Below are 15570 nucleotides of genomic sequence, written 5' to 3' on the forward strand. Positions count from 1 at the left end.
CATGGCGGACCCGGTTCATCGGGCCGGTGTCAGGCCGTGGGATCGCCCCGCAGCACGCGTTCGATCAACTGCACCTGTTGGGTCAGGCACAGTCGCAGATCGTACTTCGAGACCACGGTCTCGCGCGCCGCGGCGCGCATGCGGGCACCGCTGTCGGCATCGTCGAGCGCGGCGCAGACCGTGTCGACCAGCGCACCGGCATCGTGGAAGGGAAACAGCAGGCCGTTCTCGCCATGCCGGATCACCTCGCGCACCGGTGCCGTGTCGGACCCGATCATCAGGCAGCCGGCCGCCATCGCCTCGAGGCAGCTCCATGACAGCACGAAGGGGAAGGTCAGGTAGAGGTGCGCGGCCGAGATCCGCAGCAGGTTGAGGAAATCGCCGTAGACCAACTTGCCGACGAAGTGCACCCGATCGGCCGCCGCGCCGAGCGGATGTTGCGCCAGCAGGCAGTCCTTCCAGCTCTGGTGCGGTGCCGGCGGGTTGGGGCTGTAGCTGACATCGGTGCCGCCGACGATCACCACCTGTGCCCCCGGGCGCCGCGCGAGCAGCTCGGGCAGGGCCTTCATCACCACATGGAAACCGCGGTGTGGCTCGAGGTTGCGGCCGATGTAGGTGATGATCTCGTCATCGGCGCCGACCGAGCGGCCATCGGGCAGGGTGAACCGTGCGCTGCGGTCGGGCTGCACCCTGACCGTGTCGATGCCATCGAAGATCGTGGCGATTCGTGGCTGGAGAAAATCGGGATGGCGGGATTTCTGCCACTCGGTGGGGGACACGATCGCGTCGGCCTGGGCATGGGCCAGCATCAGGTGCGTGTTCATCATCCGCGCGCGGGCCAGGGCGAGGTGGTTAACCGGGAACAGGGGGTCGAAGCCGATGTCGCCCCCTTCCGGCTGGTAGTAGTACTCGCCGTAAGTGATGATCTTGGCCTTGGGCCAGATATCACGCAGGAACAGCGCCTCGCCCCATCCGGGATGAGCGACGATCAGGTGGGGGTTGTAGCCGGACCGCTTGAGGTTCATCCCCGCGTCGAGCACCGCCCGGCCGAAGCGCAGCACCTTTTCGACCGGGGCCAGCAAGGGGTCGCTGGTCTCGCGCGTCTCGTCGGGGGAGGGGTAGCGCAGCGTCCGGATCCCGGGGAGATCGACCCCCTCGCGCCGCGTGAGAAAGCTCACCGAGAATTGCGGTGACTGCGCAAAGGCGGCGGCGAGGTAGCGGAACTGCCCCGGCATGTTCTGGTGCAGGAACAGCATTTCACACGGACTCATGATCCGGACGGGTCCTTTCCCTGATGCCTTCAGAAGCGGGAGAAAGCCTAGGGACGCCCCGCGCGATCAGCAATGCCCGTAGTTTTCCGGAATGCAGAATTGCCGCTTCTTACAGGCAACGGCGCGATAACCGGGTCATTCCGCAAGGTTAGATCCTGATAGGGGTTCGCAGGCACGGATATGCTGAAGCGTATCGAAATTTCCGATCTCGAACTGGGAATGTTCGTCCACAAGCTGGAAGGGAGCTGGTTCAAGCACCCCTTCTGGCGCAGCAAGTTCGTGCTGGACGATCAGGATACGCTGGACGAGCTGCTGTCCAGCGACGTGCCGGCGGTGATCATCGATACCGAGCGCGGCATCGATCTGCGACCGGCCCGAATCGAGCGACCGGCCCCGGCCGCCGCTCCGGCGGCGGCGAGTGTCGCACTGAAGGAACCGCCGCTGCGCCGGGCGCTGCGGCCGGCTCCAGCAGCCCGGTCCGAGGAGGTTTCGCTCACCTCGACCCTGCCGCTGTCGCAGGCCCGGGAATTCGGCCATGCCAACCGTGTTGTCGACCGGTCGCGCAAGGTCATCTCGAAGGTGTTTCTCGAAGCCCGCCTGGGCAAGACGATCCGGGCCGAGGCGGTCGAGCCGGTGGTCGAGGAGATCTTCGCCTCGGTGCAACGCAACCCGCATGCCTTCAACGGCCTGATGCGTTGCAAGCGCGATCTGGAGTACGTCTATCGCCACGCATTGGCCGTCAGCGCGCTGATGGTCTCGCTGGGCAAGCAGATGAAGCTCAGCCCCGCCGACCAGCGGCTGGCGGGCATGGCCGGACTGATGCTCGATCTGGGAGTCAGCTATCTGCCGGTCGATCTGGAGAGCACCGGTGGGGACTTCCGCCGGATCGACGAGCGGATCTTCCGCGAGCACGCCCGTCTCGGTCATGACCAACTGATGGCCAGCGGGGTGCCCGAACCGGTCGCGCTGGCCTGCCTCGAACATCACGAGCGGGTCGACGGCACTGGCTACCCGCACGGGCTCAAGGGCGACAAGATCAGCCTGTTCGGCCGGATGGCCGCGATCTGCGATACGTACGACTGGCTGGTGAACGATGCGCAGGACCAGATGGGGCTCGACCCGTCGGCTGCCATGCAGCAGCTGTCGATGCTCCACGGGGCCTTCGATCCGGGCCTGCTGACCTGTTTCATCGATGCCGTCGGCCTCTATCCGATCGGTTCGGTGGTCGAACTGGCATCGGGCCGCCTGGCCATGGTGATCTCGCAGGATGATGCCGATCCGGCGAAGCCCCGGGTCAAGACGTTCTTCTCGCTGGCCGAGCGCAAGCCGGTCCCGCCGGTCGAGATCCTGTTGTCGCAATGCTATGGCGAAGACCGGATTGTCGGCGCGGCCAGCCAGGAGGTCTACAGCGGGATCGATTTCCCGATGATCCGCGAAAAGCTGTTCGCCAGCGCCTGACGGCAGGCGGAATCGGACGGATCAGGCCGTGCCGCGCGAGGTTGTGCTGAGCGGTCGCCGCGCGACTGGATAGCCCGCGTCCTCCGGAATGCACAGATGCTCGATCCCGTCGATCGCTTCGGTCCAGGGGCAGATCAGGGCCGGCGGGCGGGCATGTGCCGCTGTCATGGCCTCGGCATAGGATTCGAAAGCCGCCAGCCGTTCCAGATTGCAGACCGTGGGGAACAGGGCCTGGGCCTCGCCCCGCGCGATCATGTCCAGCGTGTCCATCGCGCTGGCCCAGAACAGCCGGGCGGTTTCGCTGCCGTCCTCCATCAGCGCCACATCCCCGGTGCCCAGGTTGGCCAGGTAGAACCGGGTGTCGAAGGCGCGCTCCCAGGGCGGACACCATCGCGCGAAGGGGACGAGGGCGGCCAGGTCGAGCGACAGGGCAAAGCGCTCCAGCACCGGGCCGAGCGCTCCGACCGTGGCGAGGCAGTCCCGCGCTGCCCGCGCCAGATCGGCGGTGACGGCCTGGCTTACACCGGCAAGCAGACCGGTTTCCTCCAGCGTCTCGCGGATCGCGGCGATGCGCGCGGCCGTGTCGTCCGGGTCCAGGAACGGAGCCACTGCTGCGGCCAGTTCGCGGTCCGCCGGATCGATCCGGCCGCCGGGAAACACCGCCGCACCCGCGGCAAACCGCATGTGGGCCCCGCGCTCGATCATCAGCAGCTGCGGCGCGCCGCCCTGGGGGTTCTGGCGGAACAGGATCAGGGTTGCGGCGGGAATGGCGCTGGCCTGGGGTCGTGGGGCAGTGACTGTCATCGGTCCACGTTCGTCCGGTCGGGCGGCGCTGGCAAGGCCGATCTCGCCCGGTCGTGGCGGATCGCCCGGGCGACTGTCGGGTAACTTTACAGAGCCGCGAATTCCGGGCTCGCCGATTTTGCCAAAATCCAGCAAATCAGGGCTTTATCACGAATTGGCACGGTCTGTGCTATATTGGTTGTACCCCAAGCAGTCTCGATGAGGCGGGGTCCGCTTCCTGGTCTCCGCGGCCCCGCCTCAACCCGAGCATAGTGCCCGAAGTTCCCCCCGCCGGGCACAGCAAGGCCCGCGAACTCCCCGGTTCGCGGGCCTTTGGCTGTCCGAAGCCGGTGCAGGGCCCAGCGGTGCCCTGCGCGACGATTAGCTAGCGGTCTTGACCTGGGACTCGGCCATCAGTTGTTGCAGTTCGCCGGCTTCGTACATTTCCATCATGATGTCGCTGCCACCGACGAATTCGCCCTTCACGTAGAGCTGCGGAATGGTCGGCCAGTCGGAGAAGGCCTTGATCCCCTGGCGGATCTCCATGTCCTGCAGCACGTCCACGCTCGCGTATTCCACGCCCAGGTGATCGAGAATGGCGATGGCGCGGCTGGAGAATCCGCACTGCGGGAACAGCGGCGTGCCCTTCATGAACAGGACCACGTCGTTGCCGTTCACGATTTCGGCGATGCGGGCATTGGTATCGGACATCGGTGTGGCGACCTTATCTGGGAGAGGGAAATGTTCAGGTGGGAAGGGCGGTGGTGAGTTGCAAGGCGTGCAGCTCACCGCCCATGCGCCCGCCCAGCGCCTTGTAGACCAACTGGTGCTGGGCCACGCGGCTCTTGCCGGCGAAGGCCGCCGAGACGACGTGGGCAGCGTAGTGATCGCCGTCGCCCGCCAGATCGGTGATGGTCACCTCGGCATCGGGCAGGGCGGCGCGGATCATCGCCTCGATCTGGTCAGCGGCCATGGCCATGGCGCGATCAGGCCTCGCCCATCAGGGCCCGGCGCGCTTCGACCTGCTTGGCGTCGAGGGCAGCACGCACCTCGCCCTCGCTGGCGTCGACCCCGGCCGCGATCAGATCGCCCAGCAGCTTGCGGATCACGTCCTCGTCGCCGGCTTCCTCGAAATCGGCCTGGACCACGCTCTTGGCATAGGCCTCGGCCTCGACCGCCGAAAGGCCCATCCGTTCAGCCGCCCACTGGCCGACCAGGCGGTTGCGCCGCGCGTGGATGCGGAACAGCATTTCCTCATCGTGGGCAAACTTCGCCTCTTCAGCGCGCTCGCGGTCCTGGAAAGTGGTCATCTCGGTTCGTTTCCCCGTAACGAGTGATGGATCGGCAGTGTCACCCCGGATAGGTCGACCCCGCCCGGCGTTCAATCCCGTAATCGTGGCCCGTATTCGTCGTTCACCGCTGCCGCGGGGGCTGCGCGCGTCACGCCGCCTGGTCGATGCCCCTGGCCAGGAACGGCAGCGACGCGCGCGCACGGTCCTCATAGGCGGCGATGGCACTGTCACGGGCCAGCGTCAGGCCGACTTCGTCCAAGCCGTTGATCAGGCAGTGCTTGCGGAACGGATCGATCTCGAAGGTGAAACGGTCCTGGAACGGCGTGGTGACGGTCTGGCTTTCCAGATCGATATGGATCGGATCGGTCTTCGCGACTTCGAGCAGGCGATCGACCGCCTCCTGCGGCAGGACCACCGCCAGGATGCCGTTCTTGAAGGCATTGCCCGAGAAGATGTCGGAATAGGACGGTGCGATCACCGCGCGCACCCCCATGTCGAGCAGCGCCCAGGCGGCGTGTTCGCGGCTTGACCCGCAACCGAAATTGTCGCCCGCGATGACGATCGACGCGCCCTGGTAGGCCGGATCGTCAAAGACGTTGCCCGGTTCCTGCCGCACGCTTTCGAAGCAGCCCTTGCCCAGGCCTTCGCGGCTGATGGTCTTGAGCCACTGCGCCGGGATGATCACGTCGGTGTCGACGTTCTTGCGGCCGAAAGGATAGGCCTTGCCCTCGATCGTGCGCACCGGCTCCATCAGTCGGTCTCCGGCGCGTTTTCGGGATTGATCGGGGCCGGGGCGGGCTTGTCGCCGTCCTTGCGGCGCGAGGCGTAAAGCAGCGCGGCGGCGAGGGCAGCCGAGCCGATGGCGGCGCCGGCAATGGCGGCGGTCCCGGCCCACGAGGATTTTTCGGACTTCTTGGTCATGGCGATTTTCCTAGGTGGGGTGGAGCGAGGGTTCAAGCCTTCAGCCGAGGAAATGTTGGAGCCGGAGCCAGTGTTCCCGCTTTTCCGCCAGCGACCGGGCGGCATGGGCCGGGCTGGACGAGGGCAGATCGATCAGGGCGAGCCCGGTGTCAGCCAGCCCTGTGCCAGCCAGCGCGGCGCGCCCGGTGCGGGCCGACTTGGCGCCATTGAAGGCCATGGCGCGCAGGCTGGGCAGGGCGGTGGCCAGTTCGGCCAGCGGGGCGGCCTCGGGCGCGCGGATGGCACTGTCGAGACTTCCGCTGCGCTGCGCCGAGGCGATCGTGTCCCATAACCCGATTCCGGCCTCGAGCAGGTGGTCGAGACGCGCCTCGTAAGGCAGGGCAGGCAGGGTTTCCATGCCGATCACCGCACCGATCAGTGCCCAGAACTGGTTGCGCGGATGGGCATAGTAGCGCCCGGCCGCCAGGCTCGCCTCGCCCGGGAGCGAGCCCAGCACCAGCACGCGGGTGTCCGGGCGGACGGCCGGGGGGAGGGCCGCCTTGCGCAGGTTCAGACCAGCTCGCGCACGTCGGTCAGGCGGCCGGTCACCGCCGCGGCCGCCGCCATGGCCGGCGAGACGAGGTGAGTGCGGGCACCCGGGCCTTGGCGGCCGACGAAATTGCGGTTGCTGGTCGATGCGCAACGCTCGCCCGCGGGAACCTTGTCGGGGTTCATGCCGAGGCAGGCCGAGCAGCCCGGTTCGCGCCATTCGAGTCCGGCGGCAATGAACACCTGGTCGAGTCCCTCGGCCTCGGCCTGTTCCTTGACCAGGCCCGAGCCGGGCACGACGATCGCCCACTTGACGTTGGGCGCCTTGGTCCGGCCCTTGAGCACGGCGGCGGCTGCGCGCAGGTCCTCGATCCGGCTGTTGGTACACGATCCGATGAACACGTTCTGGATCTCGACCGCGTCCATCCGCTGGCCCGGGGTCAGGCCCATGTAGTCCAGGCTCTTGCGCGCGGCGTCCTGCTTCGAGGCATCGGCGAAGCTTTCCGGCGCCGGGACCACGCCGCCGATCGGCACCACATCCTCGGGGCTGGTGCCCCAGGTCACGCTGGGCTGCACATCGGCAGCCTGGATCGTCACCGACTTGTCGAAGCGCGCTCCGGGATCGGTGGCCAGGCTGGTCCACCAGGCCACGGCGGCATCCCAGTCGGCACCCTTGGGGGCGTAAGGGCGATCCTTGAGATAGGCAAAGGTCTTGGCGTCGGGCGCGATCAGGCCGGCGCGGGCTCCGGCCTCGATGCTCATGTTGCAGACCGTCAGCCGGCCCTCGATGCTCATCTCCTCGAACACCTTGCCGCGATACTCGATCACGTGCCCGGTGCCGCCACCCGTGCCGATCCGGCCGATGATGTGGAGGATCAGGTCCTTGGGCGAGACGCCAAGCGGCAGATCGCCCTCGACGCGGACTTCCATGGTCTTGCTCGGCGAGAGCAGCAGGGTCTGCGTCGCCAGCACATGTTCGACCTCGCTCGTGCCGATCCCGAAGGCCAGCGCGCCAAGTCCGCCGTGGCAGGCGGTGTGGCTGTCACCGCAGACGATCGTCGCACCGGGCAGCGAAAAGCCTTGTTCGGGGCCGACCACGTGGACGATGCCCTGCTCGCGATCGGTCGCATCGATGTAGCGGATACCGAAGGCCGGGGCGTTGCGCTCGAGCATGGCGAGCTGCTGCGCGCTTTCCGGATCGGCGATCGGCAGGCGGTTGCCCGCCGCGTCGCGGCGCGCCGTGGTCGGCAGGTTGTGGTCCGGCACGGCCAGGGTCAGATCCGGACGCCGCACCGGGCGCCCGGCGGCACGGAGCGCCTCGAAGGCCTGCGGGCTGGTCACCTCGTGAACCAGGTGGCGGTCGATGTAGACCAGGCAGGTGCCATCGTCGCGGCGTTCGACGACGTGGGCGTCCCAGATCTTCTCGTAGAGCGTGCGTGCGGTGTCAGCCATAGTGGCCGGGACCTAGGCAGTGACGCAGCGGATGACAAGGGCAAAGGGGCGCCCGGTGGACGTCCCTTCACCTGTCGGACAGGGCTGCCGCGGCAACGCCTGCTGGAGGATCAGCCGCGGCGGTCGTTCCAGTCGGCCCGCTCACCGCGTAGCTGCCAGCGGATGTGATCGACCCGCGCCTGCAGGTGGCGCAGTTCGCGATGGTCCAGCCCGTCGCGGTTCATCCAGCGGAACTGCTCGCGCGCTGCCCGGACCTCGCGGCGCAGGCCCCAGGCCTCACGCTCGGAAATGCGGTCGCGCCGGTCGTTGCGGTCGATCCGGCGGGCCAGATCGTCGAGCTGGTCGCGGATCTCCCCGGCGCGCCATGCGGTCTCGCGCCGCCAGTCGCTGCCATATCGTTCGCGCTCGTATCCACCCGGCCCATAGCCATAGCCGTAAGCCGGCTGGGCCGAGGCGGCTCCGGCCGTTGCCAGCAGGCTGGCGGTGAGCAGGGCGGCGGCGGTGATCCGGGTCAGTCTGGTCATGATCGGCTCCTTCATCGAATAGCGGCGGGGCGCGCCGATGCATTCAGGTTTATGACCCTCCAGATGAACGAAAGTCGAATGGGTCGATCAGTTGCCTGTAAGAATGTGTCGCGATTCTCCGCAGATCGCACTAAGGAGCGCGCATGACCGCGCTCTCTGCCTGCCTGATCGTGCTCGCCACCTTTGCGGCGATGGAATTCGTCGCCTGGTCCAGCCACAAGTATATCATGCACGGCTGGGGCTGGGCCTGGCATCGTGATCATCATGAGCCGCACGACAAGCTGCTCGAGAAGAACGATCTCTACGGCGTGGTCGGGGCGGTGATGAGCATGTCGATGTTCGCGGTCGGCAGCCCGCTGGCGCTGGGCGAACGGGCCTGGGAGCCGGGCACCTGGGTCGGTCTGGGGATCCTGTGCTATGGGCTGGTCTACACGCTGATCCACGATGGTCTGGTCCACCAGCGCTATTTCCGCTGGGTCCCCCGCAAGGGCTACGCCAAGCGGCTGGTGCAGGCGCACAAGCTCCACCATGCGACCATCGGCAAGGAAGGCGGGGTGAGCTTCGGTTTCGTCATTGCGCGAGATCCCGCCGTCCTCAAGCGCGAGCTGAAGGCCCAGGCGCAGCGCGGGATCGCCGTGGTTCGCGACGCGGTGGGAGCCGAGTGAACCGCCGGGGCTGGAACCGGCTTGCATTGGGCGCGGCGGTGGTGCTGACCGCTCCCCTGGCGGCGCCCCAACTCCTCGCTTTCCCTTATGCCGCGCAGGTCCATGCGCACCAGGTCCGCTCGGTGGACCCGATCACACCGGCCATCGTCAGGGCCGTGGAGATCGCCGATCGCCGGGTGGCTGCAGGTCCGCTCGGCCAGGCGCGCCGGCCCGACGAGCCGATCTTCCTGACCGGAGGTGGCTGGCGGTGGGCCTGGTTGGCGTTGACCAGCCGTGGCGCCATGGCCCTGACCCGCCCGATCAACGACGCGGTGATCGTCAACCGGATCGATCCCACCGGTCGCGACGTGCTGAATGGCCGGGCGCTGGGCGGGCGGCGCAGCCTCGAGGGGGTGATCGCGCATGAGATGACTCACGGGTCGCTGCGCGCCCATTTCGGACCGTTCGTTGACGTGACGCGTCCGCAGCAGTTGCGCGAGGGCTTCTGCGATTATGTCGCCGGGGGCGGAACGCTCAGCGATGCGGAAGCCGGGGCGCTGCTGCGGGCCGGTGCGGATCATCCGGCCTTGCCCTACTGGCAGGGCCGCAAACGGGTCGAGGCGGCCATGGCGCGACCGGACGCCTCGGTGGACCGGCTGTTCGCAGACTGGAAGGATTGAACCGGGCCGCTATTCCAGAGCCCCGGCCTCGGCATAGATCCACGCCTCGACCGCACCATCCGCAGTGCTGACGGTAACCGCCACGCGACGGTATCCGTCGCCTTCGAAATCGTCGAGCCGGGCCCAGTGTGCGGGCAGGTCGGCCGAGACGAACAATTGGACCGGAACCGGATCGCCGTCCGGCGCGAGGATGATTGCCGGATAGCCCAGATCGGCGCCCCAGCCTTTCTCGATCAACCGCCCGGCCACTGTTCCGGGACGCCACTCCCCGCTCAGCCCCGCCAGTTCGTGGTGGTTGCACTCTCCCGGGCGGAGCGAGCCGTAAGTGGCGAGGTGGTGATCGATCGGACGGGTCATCATTCGGCCCGGGTCCAGATCCACCAGCCGCTGGCGGCGCAGACCAGCGCCGGAGCCAGCACCCACGGCCATCCCATGAAGACCGCGCTGATCGCCACGCTGATCCCCATGCCGATCAAAGCGGCCCGCTTGGCCCGGCGCGGGATGGCGCGGCGCTCGCGCCACTGGCGCAGCGGCGGCCCATAGCGCGGATGGTCCAGCAGGCGCTGCTCCCACACCGGATTGGATCGGGCGAAGCAGAAGGCGGCCAGCAGGAAAAAGGGCACCGTGGGCAGCAGGGGCAGGGCAATGCCCAGCACGCCCAGTCCCACCGCCAGCAGACCCGCCGTCAGCCAGAACGGACGGGTCACGTGCCTCACGCGGCCTGTCCGCCCTGGGCCAGCCGGGCCGCGGTCTCTCGGATCAGGGCGATCATGTTGGGGACGCCCTGGGTGCGATTGGACGAAAGCTGGTTCTTCAGGTCGAACGGCTCCAGCACGGCGGCGATGTCGGTGGCGGCCACTTCGGCCGCCGGGCGATCCTGCACCGTGGCCAGGACCAGCGCGACGATCCCCTTGGTGATCGCGGCATTGCTGTCGGCGAGGAAGTGCAGGCGGCCCTCGCTGCCCGGGGTCGGGTAGACCCAGACACTGGCCGAACAGCCGCGCACCCGGGTGGCGTCGGTCTTGAGCGCGTCCGGCATGGGATCAAGCTCGCGGCCCAGTTCGATCAGCAGGCGATAGCGTTCGTCGCCGTCGAGGAACTCGTATTCGTCGCGGATATCGTCGAGAGAGCGCATGGGCCGGCTCTAGGCGGGGGGGCGGGCCGGGGCAAGACGCTTGCGCCGGCCCCTTGGTTCAGGCCCCGCGCTCGCCGCGGGGGGGCGGGACCTCACAAAAAGGAGGGCGTGAGCTTCGGCAGATCCCACCCAGCCGGCAGCGAGCGAGGACCAGTGCTCGCTGCCGGTGCCAGGGGATCTGGTGAAGCGCACGCCCTCAGTAGGGGGCTTGGTGTTTCGGCGGGGCTATGCCGCGGGGATCAGAGATCGACCCCGGCGGCGATCGCCTCGAGCTTGCGCAGGCGTTCCTTCACGTCGGCCATTTCGATGCGGGTCACGCTCAGCGGATGCTCGGGTTCGGCCCGGTGGTAGCGATCGGAATGGCGTTCCAGCTCGGTCAGCTTGAGCCGCAGCCAGCCCTGCCACAGGGTCAGGACGGTGAGGGCGACGATCCCGAGGCCGATCAGGCCGGCGATCGCCATGGTGGTGGAGGGTTCGAACATGTCAAACTCCCTTGGCGGTTGGGTGGACGTCGCGTCCAGCGACGCCGGTTCAGTTCATCGGCTTCCCGTCACCACGCAGCGCTTCGATCTGCGCGGTGAGCTGGTAGCCGCTGTCGGTGACGATCCGCTCGACCGTGGCGAGGCGATCCTTGAGGCTGCCGAGCTGGGCGTGCAGTTCGGCGTTTTCGCTGGTCAGCAGCGCGATCCGCTGCATCGCCTGGTCGTTGGTCTTGGGGTAGATTTTCTGCCCCCAGGACCCTTCGAGGGGATAGCCGTGCTTGATGCGGAGCCAGGTGGTGACGACCCAGCCCAGCGTCCCGGTGACGCCGATGGCGGCGATCGGCCCGGCCAGTTCGCGGATGGCGGCAAGGTTTTCCGGGCTCATGACGGCACCTTGGTCGACTGGAGCAGGTCGGCGCGCTGGGCCTGGAGGGCCGGGCTCTCGGCCCGCAGGGCTTCGATCTGGGCGGCCAGGTCGCTGCCGCGGTCGGTCACGATCCGCTCCAGCACCCGGACCCGCTCTTCCAGCCGGGCGTAGGCGTCCGAGGTGGCCAGGTCACCGGTGCGGGCCTGCTGTTCATCGGCCCGCATGCGCAGTTGCAGCTCGGCCATCTTGCTCTGGTGCTTGGTCCAGATCGCCAGGCAGGGAATGGTCAGCGCCAGGATCGGGATCAGCAAGGGAAAAATCTCAAGCATGGTGGTATTCCCCCGGGTCGTGCGGCTCAGCGCAGCTTTTCGATTTCAGCCGAAAGGCGCGGGTTGGAGGTGACGTAGAACTGTTCCACGTCGGCCAGGCGGCGGTCGATGTCGCGGAAGCGGGCCTTCACCTCGCGGGCGGTGCGGGTGGGCGACTGGCGGACACCCTGCCAGAACTTCTGCTCCTCGCGGTCGAGATAGAGCCCGGCGGGCTTGTTGTCCGCGAAAATGGCCAACGCGAAGTAGATCAGCGGGATGAAACCCACGCCGCAGACCGTCAGGGCCACGGTGCCGACCCGGACCCAGAGCACGTCCACCCCGGTGTAGTCGGCGATCCCGGCGCAGACGCCGAAGATCTTGCCGTTGATCTTGTCACGATAGAAGCGGGTCCGCTTGTACGGTTCGGACGAGTTGTTCACCGCAGAGTCCCTTCCTTGTCGGCGAGCCGGCGTTCCAGCGCGCGCAGTTGTTCGTTGTCGCTATCCCGGTCGGGCAGGACCCGGGCCGGGCGGAATTCGGGGTTGTCGGCGGCAACCAGCCGCTCGACCGTATCCATCCGCTCGTCGAGCCGGCGGGCGAGCTGGTAGAGTTCCTCCAGCAGGGCCTCGTCGCCGGTGGTCAGCGTGGCGGCGGTTTTCCACTTGGTCAGGTAGTGCAGGACCACCCAGGGCAACCCGATGAACAGGAAGCCGCAGACCATGATCGGAACGAGCACCTCTTCCATCGATCAGGCCTCCTTGGCCGGGCCATCGCCCTGGTTGAGCGCGCGCTTCATGGCCTCGAGCTCCTCGTCGACCTTGTCGCTCGCGGCGAGGGCCGAGATCTCGTCGGCCAGGGTCGGCTTGGTCGCCTCGGCGAGCGACAGCGCATCGGCGCGGCCCTCGGCGTAGTCGACCCGGCGTTCCAGCTGGTCGAAACGCGCCATCGCCTCGTCAACCCGCTCGCTGGCCAGCAGCGTACGCAGGCGGACGCGGTTCTCGGCGCTTTCGAGCCGGGCCGCGATCGCGGTCTGGCGGCTGCGGGCCTCGCGCAGGCGGGTCTGCAGCTTCTCGATATCGGCCTCGTAGGCCCGCAGGGCGTCGTCGAGCACCTTGATCTCTTCCTGGAGCTGCGCGGCCATGTCCGACGCCTTGCGCTTTTCCATCAGCGCGGCGCGGGCGAGGTCCTCGCGGCCCTTGGACAGGGCGAGCTGGGCCTTTTCCGCCCAGTCGGCCTGGAGCCGGTCGAGCTTCACGGTGTGGCGGTGCATCTCCTTCTGGTCGGCGATGGTCCGCGCCGCGCTGGCGCGGACCTCGACCAGGGTCTCCTCCATCTCGAGGATGATCATCCGGATCATCTTCGCCGGGTCATCCGCCTTGTCGAGCAGATCGTTGAAGTTCGCGGCGATGATGTCGCGGGTGCGGGAGAAGATACCCATCAGTGATACTCCGGTGGCCGGGCTGGCGCGGTCGCGCAGGCGCTCGGTTTCAAGATCGATGCGGGACACTCCGCGCGGGGGCGTGAAATCGTTCATGCGATGACCGACCCCGAGGCGGTGTAGAGCTGTTGTGCCAGCACCACGACGTTGAAGGCAAGCATCGTGGCGATGCTGATGGCGATGGCGTTGTCGAGCATGGTGTTGAGGCGAAGCATTTCCGGTCTCCTTGGACTTTGTGATCCCGCCGCAGCGGGCTATGCCAGGTTAATAGCAAAGGCCGTGCCAATTCCGGAATTGCTGGACTTTCGCCCTTCATTTGCAGTCGATCTTGCGTAAGGTTGGTGAGATTTGCTAACCCGTGGGAATGGATCGGGGCACGCAGTTCATTGGCCAATCGGGGCCCTTTCTCGATGCGGTCGAGCGCGCCAGTCGCGCGGCGGCGCTGCGCCGTCCGGTGCTGGTCGTGGGCGAGCGGGGGACCGGCAAGGAGCTGATCGCCGAGCGTCTCCACCGCCTGTCGCCGCGCTGGGGCGAGCCGTTGATCACCCTCAATTGCGCGGCCCTGCCGGAGACCCTGATCGAGGCCGAGCTGTTCGGGCACGAGGCGGGGGCCTTCACCGGCGCCACCCGCGCCCGCGCCGGGCGGTTCGAGGAGGCCGATCGCGGCACCCTGTTCCTGGACGAGCTCGCCACCCTGTCGGCGGGGGCGCAGGAGCGGCTGCTGCGCGCGATCGAATATGGCGAGGTGGCCCGGATCGGCTCGTCCAAGCCGATCCGGGTCGACGTGCGGATCGTCGCGGCGACCAACGAGGACCTGCCGCGCCTGGCCGACCAGGGCCGCTTCCGCGCCGACCTGCTCGATCGCCTGAGCTTCGAGGTGATCACCCTGCCGCCGCTGCGGGCGAGGGAAGGGGACGTGCAGGTGCTGGCCGACTATTTCGGCCGGCGCATGGCCACCGAGATCGGCTGGCCCGGCTGGCCCGGCTTCTCGGCCACGGCGGCGGCCCAGCTCGAGGCTTACCAGTGGCCCGGCAACGTCCGCGAACTGCGCAACGTGATCGAGCGCGCGGTCTACCGCTGGGACACGCCGCGCCAGCCGATCGCGCGGATCGAGTTCGATCCCTTCGAATCGCCCTGGCGCCCGCCGGTGCTGGAGGGCGGCGTGGAGGTGCAGGCGGATTCGTGTGCGCCGGTGATCGGCAAGGCAGTCGCCGCGGCGGCGAACGGGCCCGATCACGGCGCCGTCAACGACCTGCGCGCCGCAGTGGACGCGCACGAGAAGGCGATCCTCGAATTCCACCTGGCCCGCCATCGCTATAACCAGCGCGCCACTGCCAAGGCCCTGGGGCTGAGCTACGACCAGTTGCGCCATTGCCTGCGCAAGCACGGCTTGCTGGAAAAGACGGCGGGGTAGGGTTGGGTCCCCTTTGGGTGCCCGCCTTCTTCGCGAAATTCACAAACTTCGCGCGTATCCGCATGGCAAAGTTGCCAGCGAAGGCCTGCCTGGGTTCACGGTGCAAAGAGCCGCGCGGAGTGTGACAGGCTTGAGCGCCGTAGGACAGCGGCGGATCGGTTTGCGGTGACCGGTTTCGCCTGGGATCGGACCTTCGCATCCTCCCCCGTTTTGCGAAGCACAAAGGGGGAGGGGAACCGCGCTGCCGCAGGCAGCGGGGTGGTGGGGGATAGCAACCTGGCCCCTCCGTCAGCCGCCTGCGGCGGCCGACACCTCCCCCTTTGCGCCCTGCGGGCGAAAACGGGGAGGATCGATGATTGCCAGCACCCCGTTCCACCCGGAGGTCACGCCATCCCTCTCCCTTCGTCGCCCCGGCCTTGAGCCGGGGCCGGGCTTGCGTCGCAACGGTTGGGGAAGAACAGGCCGGTCCCGGGTCCCTGACTTCCGTCAGGGCAGGCAAGCCTGGTCCCGGGTCAAGCCCGGGACGACGATGGCTTTAGCGATGTGACAATTTGCGGGCGTGCAAATGATTCTTGGGCGGCCGCTGCGCGCTTGCGCCCAACGCCCGCTTCCCACCCTACACCGACACCCCGCCACCCCCTCCATCGTCGCCCCGGCCTTGAGCCGGGGCCGGGCTTGGGTGGCAACGTGAGGGGAAGAACCGCCCGGTCCCGGGTCCCTGACCTCCGTCAGGGCAGGCAAGCCCGGTCCCGGGTCAAGCAACCGTGGATGGTGTTTGGAATGCCGGGTCATCGCGGGCGATGGCATTGAGGATGGAGATGAGCTTCCGCACGGTTGCGATCATGGCGAGTTTGAAGGGTTTTCCGCTGCTTC

The 15570-nt window shown here is 67.8% G+C and carries 24 protein-coding genes; 4 read left to right on the top strand and 20 right to left on the bottom strand.

Features of this window, described 5'->3' with window-relative positions; genetic code table 11:
* Nucleotides 1-29: 29 nt before the first annotated feature.
* Complete coding sequence (locus tag H7F49_RS09920; RefSeq protein ID WP_185683440.1) at nt 30-1271, bottom strand: glycosyltransferase; 1242 nt, start codon at nt 1269-1271, stop codon at nt 30-32.
* 180 nt (nt 1272-1451) lie between these two features.
* Between H7F49_RS09920 and H7F49_RS09925 the strand changes: the two genes are divergently transcribed.
* Nucleotides 1452-2729 (top strand): HD-GYP domain-containing protein, encoded by a 1278-nt coding sequence (locus tag H7F49_RS09925; protein ID WP_185683441.1) that lies wholly within the window; start codon nt 1452-1454, stop codon nt 2727-2729.
* A gap of 21 nt (nt 2730-2750) precedes the next feature.
* Here H7F49_RS09925 and H7F49_RS09930 read toward each other — a convergent pair whose 3' ends face one another.
* The 9 genes from H7F49_RS09930 to H7F49_RS09970 all read right to left on the bottom strand — a co-directional run bounded on the left by H7F49_RS09930 (nt 2751) and on the right by H7F49_RS09970 (nt 8229).
* Nucleotides 2751-3533 carry an NUDIX hydrolase gene (locus H7F49_RS09930; RefSeq protein WP_185683442.1) on the bottom strand — a complete coding sequence of 261 codons (783 nt, stop codon included), beginning with the start codon at nt 3531-3533 and terminating at the stop codon, nt 2751-2753.
* Between the two features lie 360 nt (nt 3534-3893).
* On the bottom strand, nt 3894-4223 hold the full coding sequence (grxD, locus tag H7F49_RS09935) for a Grx4 family monothiol glutaredoxin (RefSeq protein ID WP_185683443.1): 330 nt from the start codon (nt 4221-4223) through the stop codon (nt 3894-3896).
* Nucleotides 4224-4257: 34 nt separating this feature from the next.
* Nucleotides 4258-4491 carry a BolA family protein gene (locus H7F49_RS09940; RefSeq protein WP_185683444.1) on the bottom strand — a complete coding sequence of 78 codons (234 nt, stop codon included), beginning with the start codon at nt 4489-4491 and terminating at the stop codon, nt 4258-4260.
* A gap of 7 nt (nt 4492-4498) precedes the next feature.
* Complete coding sequence (locus H7F49_RS09945) at nt 4499-4822, bottom strand: DUF1476 domain-containing protein (RefSeq protein ID WP_185683445.1); 324 nt, start codon at nt 4820-4822, stop codon at nt 4499-4501.
* A gap of 130 nt (nt 4823-4952) precedes the next feature.
* Nucleotides 4953-5555 carry a 3-isopropylmalate dehydratase small subunit gene (leuD, locus tag H7F49_RS09950; RefSeq protein ID WP_185683446.1) on the bottom strand — a complete coding sequence of 201 codons (603 nt, stop codon included), beginning with the start codon at nt 5553-5555 and terminating at the stop codon, nt 4953-4955.
* Nucleotides 5555-5725, bottom strand: a complete 171-nt coding sequence (locus tag H7F49_RS09955) for a hypothetical protein (protein WP_185683447.1) — start codon at nt 5723-5725, stop codon at nt 5555-5557. Before H7F49_RS09955 ends, leuD begins: the two co-directional genes overlap by 1 nt.
* 40 nt (nt 5726-5765) lie before the next feature.
* Entirely contained in the window at nt 5766-6278 is a 513-nt protein-coding gene (locus tag H7F49_RS09960; protein ID WP_214647752.1) for a DNA-deoxyinosine glycosylase, read from the bottom strand.
* Nucleotides 6275-7705, bottom strand: coding sequence for a 3-isopropylmalate dehydratase large subunit (leuC, locus tag H7F49_RS09965; protein WP_185683448.1), 1431 nt, complete (start codon nt 7703-7705; stop codon nt 6275-6277). The genes H7F49_RS09960 and leuC overlap by 4 nt, the downstream gene beginning before the upstream one ends.
* A 110-nt stretch (nt 7706-7815) precedes the next feature.
* Entirely contained in the window at nt 7816-8229 is a 414-nt protein-coding gene (locus tag H7F49_RS09970; RefSeq protein ID WP_185683449.1) for a hypothetical protein, read from the bottom strand.
* Between the two features lie 143 nt (nt 8230-8372).
* Here H7F49_RS09970 and H7F49_RS09975 point away from each other — a divergent pair, with 143 nt between their 5' ends.
* Entirely contained in the window at nt 8373-8894 is a 522-nt protein-coding gene (locus H7F49_RS09975) for a sterol desaturase family protein (RefSeq protein ID WP_185683450.1), read from the top strand.
* Entirely contained in the window at nt 8891-9553 is a 663-nt protein-coding gene (locus tag H7F49_RS09980; protein ID WP_185683451.1) for a hypothetical protein, read from the top strand. Before H7F49_RS09975 ends, H7F49_RS09980 begins: the two co-directional genes overlap by 4 nt.
* A 9-nt stretch (nt 9554-9562) precedes the next feature.
* Here the strand turns inward: H7F49_RS09980 and H7F49_RS09985 are convergent, their stop codons facing one another.
* The 10 genes from H7F49_RS09985 to H7F49_RS19770 all read right to left on the bottom strand — a co-directional run bounded on the left by H7F49_RS09985 (nt 9563) and on the right by H7F49_RS19770 (nt 13498).
* Nucleotides 9563-9910 (bottom strand): gamma-glutamylcyclotransferase family protein, encoded by a 348-nt coding sequence (locus H7F49_RS09985; RefSeq protein WP_185683452.1) that lies wholly within the window; start codon nt 9908-9910, stop codon nt 9563-9565.
* The gene (locus H7F49_RS09990; RefSeq protein ID WP_407940302.1) at nt 9910-10269 is read right to left on the bottom strand and encodes a YbaN family protein; all 360 of its coding nucleotides are present in this window, start codon (nt 10267-10269) and stop codon (nt 9910-9912) included. Before H7F49_RS09990 ends, H7F49_RS09985 begins: the two co-directional genes overlap by 1 nt.
* Nucleotides 10266-10688, bottom strand: a complete 423-nt coding sequence (locus tag H7F49_RS09995) for a SufE family protein (protein ID WP_185683453.1) — start codon at nt 10686-10688, stop codon at nt 10266-10268. The genes H7F49_RS09990 and H7F49_RS09995 overlap by 4 nt, the downstream gene beginning before the upstream one ends.
* Nucleotides 10689-10927: 239 nt before the next feature.
* A complete protein-coding gene (locus tag H7F49_RS10000; protein WP_185683454.1) occupies nt 10928-11170 on the bottom strand; it encodes a hypothetical protein in 243 nt (80 codons plus the stop codon).
* 49 nt (nt 11171-11219) lie between these two features.
* On the bottom strand, nt 11220-11555 hold the full coding sequence (locus tag H7F49_RS10005; protein ID WP_185683455.1) for a hypothetical protein: 336 nt from the start codon (nt 11553-11555) through the stop codon (nt 11220-11222).
* A complete protein-coding gene (locus H7F49_RS10010; RefSeq protein WP_185683456.1) occupies nt 11552-11866 on the bottom strand; it encodes a hypothetical protein in 315 nt (104 codons plus the stop codon). Before H7F49_RS10010 ends, H7F49_RS10005 begins: the two co-directional genes overlap by 4 nt.
* Nucleotides 11867-11892: 26 nt before the next feature.
* Nucleotides 11893-12285, bottom strand: a complete 393-nt coding sequence (pspC, locus tag H7F49_RS10015; RefSeq protein WP_185683457.1) for an envelope stress response membrane protein PspC — start codon at nt 12283-12285, stop codon at nt 11893-11895.
* Nucleotides 12282-12590, bottom strand: coding sequence for an envelope stress response membrane protein PspB (pspB, locus tag H7F49_RS10020; RefSeq protein WP_185683458.1), 309 nt, complete (start codon nt 12588-12590; stop codon nt 12282-12284). The genes pspC and pspB overlap by 4 nt, the downstream gene beginning before the upstream one ends.
* 3 nt (nt 12591-12593) lie before the next feature.
* Nucleotides 12594-13379, bottom strand: coding sequence for a phage shock protein PspA (gene pspA / locus H7F49_RS10025; RefSeq protein WP_235982070.1), 786 nt, complete (start codon nt 13377-13379; stop codon nt 12594-12596).
* Nucleotides 13376-13498: a hypothetical protein gene (locus H7F49_RS19770; RefSeq protein WP_268958961.1), complete on the bottom strand. Its 123-nt coding sequence runs from the start codon at nt 13496-13498 to the stop codon at nt 13376-13378. Before H7F49_RS19770 ends, pspA begins: the two co-directional genes overlap by 4 nt.
* Before the next feature lie 149 nt (nt 13499-13647).
* Here H7F49_RS19770 and pspF point away from each other — a divergent pair, with 149 nt between their 5' ends.
* Nucleotides 13648-14697: a phage shock protein operon transcriptional activator gene (gene pspF / locus H7F49_RS10030; RefSeq protein WP_185683459.1), complete on the top strand. Its 1050-nt coding sequence runs from the start codon at nt 13648-13650 to the stop codon at nt 14695-14697.
* Nucleotides 14698-15570 lie beyond the last annotated feature (873 nt).

The organism is Novosphingobium aerophilum (genome assembly GCF_014230305.1).
In the GTDB taxonomy this organism is placed as follows: Bacteria; Pseudomonadota; Alphaproteobacteria; order Sphingomonadales; family Sphingomonadaceae; genus Novosphingobium; species Novosphingobium aerophilum.